Origin of the sequence: Microbacterium sp. UBA3394, from assembly GCF_002358725.1 — a bacterium.
Classification (GTDB): Bacteria; Actinomycetota; Actinomycetes; order Actinomycetales; family Microbacteriaceae; genus Microbacterium; species Microbacterium luteum.
The window spans coordinates 6,443-13,080 of the sequence record NZ_DEPK01000201.1 but is presented as its reverse complement, the minus strand read 5'-3'; the positions used below and the strand labels follow the sequence as shown (position 1 = coordinate 13,080).

The window sequence follows — 6,638 nt, the reverse complement described above, 5'->3', positions numbered from 1 at the left end:
CGCCGACGCGCTCCGCCGGGCGGCAAGATGTCGTTAACCCGTTCGCCACGACACGTTGACAGGATCCCGAATCATGGAAGACCCGCGGACCCAGAGCCTGCGCGAGTACATCGAGCACCTCCGCGAGAGCGGCTACTCCGTCGCGAACGGGCACACACCCGACCCGGACCTGATCGATCCCGAGGGGAATCCGGTCTACACGTGGCAGGAGGGCTATCCCTACGCCGAGCGCATGGATCGCGACGAGTACGAGATCGAGAAGTACCGGCTGCAGGTGGAGCTGTTGAAGTTCCAGTACTGGCTCGAAGACACCGGCGGACGCGCCATGATCCTCTTCGAGGGACGTGACGCGGCGGGCAAGGGCGGCACCATCAAGCGCTTCACCGAGCACCTGAACCCCCGCTCCTCGCGGGTGGTCGCCCTCACGAAGCCGACTGAGCGCGAGCAGGGCCAGTGGTACTTCCAGCGCTACGCGAAGCACTTTCCGAGCGCGGGTGAGATCGTCATGTTCGACCGCTCCTGGTACAACCGTGCCGGCGTCGAACGCGTCATGGGCTTCTGCTCCGACGAGGAGTACGAGACCTTCATGGATCAGGCGCCGACCTTCGAGAAGATGCTGATCGACAGCGGCATCCACCTCACGAAGTTCTGGTTCTCCGTCTCGCGCACCGAGCAGCGCACCCGCTTCGCCATGCGTCAGCTCGATCCGGTGCGCCAGTGGAAGCTGTCGCCGATGGACATCGCCTCGCTCGACCGGTGGGAGGACTACACCGCCGCGAAAGAGGAGATGTTCCGCCGCACCGACAAGAAGCACGCACCGTGGACGATCGTGCGCTCCAACGACAAGAAGCGAGCGCGGCTGAACGCGATGCGGTTCTTCCTCAATCAGTTCGACTACGAGGGCAAGGATCACGACGTGATCGGTGAACCCGATCCGCAGCTGGTCATGCGCGGCAAGCAGGAGACCGCCGACGAGTGACGCGCGCCGTCCTGGGCCGCCGGGTCGCTCAGGCCCGCCGGCGCGCGCGGTAGGCGGCGACCGCCTCGCGGTTCGTGCACGCGGTCGAGCAGTACTTACGCGACCGGTTGCGCGACAGGTCGATCACGACGCCGTCGCAGTCCTCTGCGGCGCACCGGCCGAACCGGCTCGTCTCGTCGGCGCGGATGACGTCGATCATGGCCATCGCCGTCTCCACGAGGATCCGCTCGTGGATCGGGCGGTCATCGGTCGTGGCGTGGATGTGCCAGTCGGTATCGCCATGCCGGGTGAGCTGCGGCACGGCGCCCTGCTCGGCGAGGATCGCGTTCACGAGGGTGACCGCATCGTCGCGGTCGGCGACGAACAGCGCACGCAGCCGGGGGCGGATCGCGCGGACCGGCTCGAGGTCGGCCGCGGTGGGGGCGGCGCCGGTGTAGGCGAAGCGCACGTAGAACTCCTGCAGCGCCTCGATCGTCGTGAGCGTGTCGGGAGCGAGCGCGGAGTTCGCCAGGTGCACCGACGACTCCAGCGCTTCGACCGTGTCAGGAGCGAACGTCATGTTGACACATTACCAACAGTGATCGTAGTGTCATGAGCCATGAGCTCCTTCGCACATGACACCCGCGTGGGGACCGTGGCCGGCGGCATGGCCTTCGCCCTCGTCGCCGCGGTTGCGTTCGGGTTGTCGGGGAGCCTCGGAAAGGGGCTCCTCGAGATCGGCTGGACCGCGGGATCTGCGACGCTCGCGCGCGTGGCGATCGCCGCGGCCCTGCTCGCGATCCCGGGCGCGATGGCCCTCCGTGGCCGGTGGGGAACGGTGCGCCGCGCGCTGCCGACCGTGCTCCTGTACGGGCTGTTCGCCGTCGCGGGCGCTCAGCTGTGCTTCTTCTTCGCCGTGGCGCAGATGGACGTGGGGGTGGCGCTCCTGGTGGAGTACACCGCGCCCGTCGCGGTGGTGCTGTGGCTGTGGTTGCGACGTGGGCAGCGACCCACGTCTCTGACGCTGGCGGGAGCGGTGGTCGCGGCGGTCGGCCTGCTCCTTCTGCTCGGCGTCCTCGGCGGCGTGTCCGTCAGCATCGGCGGCGTCGCGTGGGCGCTCGGGGCGATGGTCGGGCTCGCGGTCTACTACCTCGTCTCGGGCGACGACGCGCACGGCCTCCCGCCGGTCACCCTCGCCGCGGGGGGCCTTCTGGTCGCCGTGGTGATCCTCGCCGTCGCGGCCGGCGCCGGCATCCTGCCGATGGGTGTCGGCACCGGCATGGTGGAGTTCGCCTCCTTCTCCGCGCCCTGGTGGGGTGTGGTGCTGGTGCTCGGCGTGGTCACCGGGGCAGTGTCGTACGTCAGCGGCATCGCCGCCGCGCGGCGCCTCGGCGCCCGCCTCGCGTCATTCGTGGGGCTCACCGAGGTGCTCGCGGCAGCGCTGCTGGCGTGGCTGCTGCTCGGTGAGGCCCCGCGGGCGGTTCAGGTCGTCGGCGGCGCGCTCGTGCTCGTCGGCGTCGTGCTGGTCAAGCTGGCTGAGCCTCGTCGGGCCGCGCAGCCGCTTCCTCTTCCACAGGCTTCCTGATCGCGCGGATCGCGAGGACGCCGCCGGCCAGGGCCGCGACGGTGACGATCAGCCCGAGCCACACCAGCGTCGTCGCGGCGAGCACGACGTAGCCGAGCAGCGCCGAGACGGCGGCGACGGCCACGAACGGCAGCTGCGTGACGACGTGGGTGATCACGTTGCAGCCGGCTCCGGTCGAGGACAGGATCGTCGTGTCGGAGATGGGGGAGCTGTGGTCGCCCGCGACCGCACCGGCCAGCACGGCGCCGAGCATGGGCAGCAGCAGCTCCGGCGCATCCACCGCGTTGGCGATGCCGCCGACGATCGGCAGCAGGAGCCCGAACGATCCCCACGACGTGCCCGTCGAGAAGGCCATCGCCGCGGCGAGCAGGAACACGATCGGGATGAGCCAGGCCGGCGGCACGTCGGACACCTCGACGAGTTCACCGAGATATGCACCCGTGCCCAGCGTGTCGATGAGACCGCCGAGCATCCACGCCAGGATGAGGATGCCGATCGCCGGAGACATCGCCTTGAGGCCGCCGAGCCATCCCTGCCCGAAGCTGCTCCAGCCGAAGCGGGGGTTGTCGGTCGTGTAGCGCACGTAGTAGTAGATCGCGCACGCGAGCCCGAGGATGCCGCCGTAGATGAGGGCGAGGCTCGTATCGGTCGAGGCCAGGATGTCCACCGGCGCCCATGATCCCGACGCGGAGTATCCGGTCCACACGATGCCCGCGAAGACGCCGATCACGAGGGCGACGAACGGCACGATGATCGCTCGCTTGGCTCCCGGGCGGTGCACCGGGAGGTTGTCGGTGAGCTGCCCCGGGATCACCTCGCCGTCGGCGTACGGGCGCCCCTCGACGAGAGCGCGCCGCTCCTCACGGCGCATCGCGCCGAAGTCCGCGCGAAAGGCGATGACCAGCCACACCAGCAGGGCGGCCGCGATCGCGTAGTAGTTCGACGCCGCGGCGCCGAGGAACGCCTCGACGCTGCTGATGCCGAGGGTCGAGGCGGCGACGATCGGGGCGAGGATGCCGATGATGTAGGCGCCCCAGCTGGAGAACGGGGCGAGGACCGCGATGGGTGCCGAGGTCGAGTCGACGATGTAGGCGAGCTTCGCCCGCGAGATGCGGTGCTGATCGGTGACGGGCCGGCTGATCTGGCCGACGGCGAGCGCATTGAAGTAGTCGTCGATGAAGATGACGATGCCGAGGATCGCCGGCAGGATCTGCCCACCGCGGCGGGTGCGGATGCGCTTCACAGCCCAATCGGCGAACGCCTGGGTGCCGCCGGACATGAGGATGAAGGCCGCGATCACCCCGAGGAGAACGATGAACAGCAGGATGTAGATGTACCAGGTGTTGAGGGCGCCGTCCTCCCAGAACAGCACCGCGAAGGAATCCCACACGAGTGCGAGCGTGCGCAGGGGATCGAACTCGGCGATGAGCAGCGCGGCGACGAGAACGCCGGCGCCCAGGCTGATCATCACTTTCTTCGTGACGATCGCGAGGACGATCGCCACGACCGGAGGGATCACCGTCAGCCACGGTGCGGATTCGATCATGGGACATCCTCTCGTTGTGCCGCCTGAACGTACCCAGCCGAGCGCCCGGCGTCAACGGTCGCCGCTGCACGCGGTCGTGTGGACACCATCGGGAGCCGACGGCAGGATCGGGGGATGACGATCCGTCCGAACCGCAGCGATCCCGATTCCGTGCGCGACGCCACGTGGGCGGTGCACGGCGGCAACGCGCCCGACCCCGGCACCGGCGCCCTGCGGACGCCTCTCGTGATGGCGAACTCCTACGTGCTCCCGGAGGATCCCTCGACCATCGACTGGTCCGACACCGAGGGGCTCGTCTACACACGGAACGGCGGCGTCAACCAGATCGCGCTCGAGCGCAAGCTCGCCGCGATGGAGGGCGGCGAGGCGGCGGCGGTGTTCGCGTCGGGGGTCGCGGCACTGCACGCGGTGTTCTTCACCCTCTTGAAGAGCGGCGATCACGTCGTCGTCTCCGACGTGGGATACGAAGCCGTGTGGCGCCTGTTCAGTGAGCTGCTGCCGGAGCGGTACGGCATCGAGGCGACCTTCGTCGACGTGTCCGATCCCGCTGCGGTGCGGGCGGCGCTGCGGCCCGAGACGCGCATGATCCACGTCGAGACCATCGCCAATCCCACCACGCAGGTCGCCGACATCCGGGGTCTCGCCGATATCGCGCACGAGGTGGGCGCGATCTTCACGGTCGACAGCACCTTCACCCCGCCCCCGTTCTACCGGCCGCTCTACGACGGGGCCGACCTCGTCATCCACTCCCTCACGAAGTACATCAACGGCCACGGTGACGCCCTCGGCGGTGCGGTCATCGGCGACGCCGGGCTCGTCGACCGCGTCAGGCGGGATGCGCTGGTCGACGTGGGCGGGGTGATCTCGCCGTTCAACGCCTGGCTGATCCTGCGCGGATCGGTGACGCTGCCCCTGCGCCTGCAGCAGCACTTCGCCTCCGCGACGACGATCGCCCGGCTGCTCGACGCGGAGCCGCGCATCGCGTTCGTGGCCTATCCGGGTCTCAGCAACCACCCCGACCACGAGGTCGCGACCCGGCAGTTCGTCGGGCGCGGCTACGGCGGCATGCTCGCGTTCGCGCTCGACGGCGACGCCGACCTGCAGAACACGTTCGTGTCGCAGCTGGGCGTCATCACCTCGGCGTTCTCCCTCGGTCACGACGAGTCGCTGATCGTGCACGTGGGTACCGAGACGCGAGGCGGCGCGGAGAACTACCCCGAGGCGTTCCGGCGCTTCGGGCACCTGCGGCTCTCGGTCGGTCTCGAAGATGTCGATGATCTCGTCGCCGACATCACAACGGCGCTGGAGCGCACCCTCGGCTGAGCGTGGCGCCCTGGCGCGGAGTCACGGCGTCGCGAGACAGGCGGCGCCCACGAGCGGTGCGTCGCCGCCGAGCTCGGCGCGCACGACCTCGCTCGCTCGGGATGTCGGCAGCACGGCGGCGGCGCGCGCCGCCTCCTGCACCAGGTGCACGTAATCGTCGCTCACGAACGAGAAGCCCCCGCCGATGACGTAGGGGCGCACATCCAGCAGGGCGCCCACGCTCGCGATCGCCTGACCGACCGCGGTCGCCGATCGCACGATCGTGGCGCGCGCGGTCTCGTCACCCGCCGCGGCATCGCGGGAGAGTTCTTCGCCCGTCTCGCCGGTCCAGCCCTGGGTGCGGGCCCAGCGCACCGATGCCGGGCCCGAGGCGATCTCCTCGAGCGTGTCTTCGCGCGCGCTGGTGACCGACCGGCTCGGCGTGAGACGCACCTGGCCGATGTGGCCCGCGTTGCCGCTGTCGCCGGCGAGCATCCGCCCACCCAGCACGATGCCGCCGCCGACGCCGGTCGAGACCACCATGCACACGCTGCTGTCGGCATCGCGTGCTGCGCCGTAGCGGGCCTCCGCCAGGGCGATGCACGTGCCGTCGAGGGCGAGGGTGACCGGCACGTCGTCGCCGACGACGTCTGCGACGACGGCAGCGAGGGGGAAGTCCGTCACGGGCAGGTTCAGGGGCGAGATGGTGCCCGCGTCGCGGTCGAGCGGACCTGCGCTGCCGATGCCGGCGCCGTCGACGCGCGCATCCGCGGGCGCCGAGGCGAGCGTGCGCTTCACGGTCTCGCGCACGGCCGCGGTCAGGGCGGTGGCATCTGCGGCTCGCCCGGTCGGGGTGCGGTGGCGAGTGCCCTCGAGGATGACACCGTCGCGGACGAGCGCCGCCTCCACCTTGGTGCCGCCCAGATCGACGGCGAGGATGCAGGCCTGCGGTGTCGTTTCGCTCACCCGTCGATCGTAGTGACGCCGCCTTACCCCGGCGGCGGCATCGCGGTACCGTGGCGGCATGACGCTCCGCACGCAGGTGTGCATCGCCGGTGGGGGACCGGCAGGTGTCCTGCTCGGACTGCTGCTCGCCCGTGAGCGAGTGGATGTCGTCGTGCTCGAGAAGCACGCCGATTTCTTCCGCGATTTCCGGGGAGACACCGTGCACCCGTCGACGGTGAACCTGATCGACGACCTCGGTCTGCGCTCGGCGTTCGATGCCATCGCGCACAAGCCGCTGCCGA

Annotated in this window: 7 protein-coding genes; 4 read left to right on the top strand and 3 right to left on the bottom strand. The window is 69.9% G+C overall.

The window, feature by feature from the left end; genetic code table 11:
- Positions 1 to 73: 73 nt before the first annotated feature.
- The gene (gene ppk2 / locus B4E30_RS12590) at positions 74 to 979 is read left to right on the top strand and encodes a polyphosphate kinase 2 (protein ID WP_286795467.1); all 906 of its coding nucleotides are present in this window, start codon (positions 74 to 76) and stop codon (positions 977 to 979) included.
- A gap of 28 nt (positions 980 to 1,007) precedes the next feature.
- On the opposite strand, the gene B4E30_RS12585 is transcribed toward ppk2, so the two are convergent.
- Positions 1,008 to 1,538 (bottom strand): CGNR zinc finger domain-containing protein, encoded by a 531-nt coding sequence (locus B4E30_RS12585; RefSeq protein WP_286720123.1) that lies wholly within the window; start codon positions 1,536 to 1,538, stop codon positions 1,008 to 1,010.
- Positions 1,539 to 1,577: 39 nt separating this feature from the next.
- On the opposite strand from B4E30_RS12585, the gene B4E30_RS12580 reads away from it, so the two are divergent.
- Positions 1,578 to 2,543, top strand: coding sequence for an EamA family transporter (locus B4E30_RS12580; protein ID WP_286795466.1), 966 nt, complete (start codon positions 1,578 to 1,580; stop codon positions 2,541 to 2,543).
- Here the strand turns inward: B4E30_RS12580 and B4E30_RS12575 are convergent.
- Positions 2,485 to 4,089: a Na+/H+ antiporter NhaC family protein gene (locus tag B4E30_RS12575; protein WP_286795465.1), complete on the bottom strand. Its 1,605-nt coding sequence runs from the start codon at positions 4,087 to 4,089 to the stop codon at positions 2,485 to 2,487. The two genes, B4E30_RS12580 and B4E30_RS12575, sit on opposite strands and share 59 nt — an antisense overlap.
- Positions 4,090 to 4,203: 114 nt before the next feature.
- Here B4E30_RS12575 and B4E30_RS12570 point away from each other — a divergent pair, with 114 nt between their 5' ends.
- On the top strand, positions 4,204 to 5,412 hold the full coding sequence (locus B4E30_RS12570) for a trans-sulfuration enzyme family protein (protein WP_286795464.1): 1,209 nt from the start codon (positions 4,204 to 4,206) through the stop codon (positions 5,410 to 5,412).
- Positions 5,413 to 5,433: 21 nt separating this feature from the next.
- Here B4E30_RS12570 and B4E30_RS12565 read toward each other — a convergent pair whose 3' ends face one another.
- A complete protein-coding gene (locus tag B4E30_RS12565) occupies positions 5,434 to 6,357 on the bottom strand; it encodes an ROK family protein (RefSeq protein WP_286795463.1) in 924 nt (307 codons plus the stop codon).
- Positions 6,358 to 6,415: 58 nt separating this feature from the next.
- Between B4E30_RS12565 and B4E30_RS12560 the strand changes: the two genes are divergently transcribed.
- Positions 6,416 to 6,638, top strand: a 223-nt coding sequence (locus B4E30_RS12560; protein ID WP_286795462.1) for an FAD-dependent monooxygenase, incomplete at its 3' end; no start/stop codon positions are given.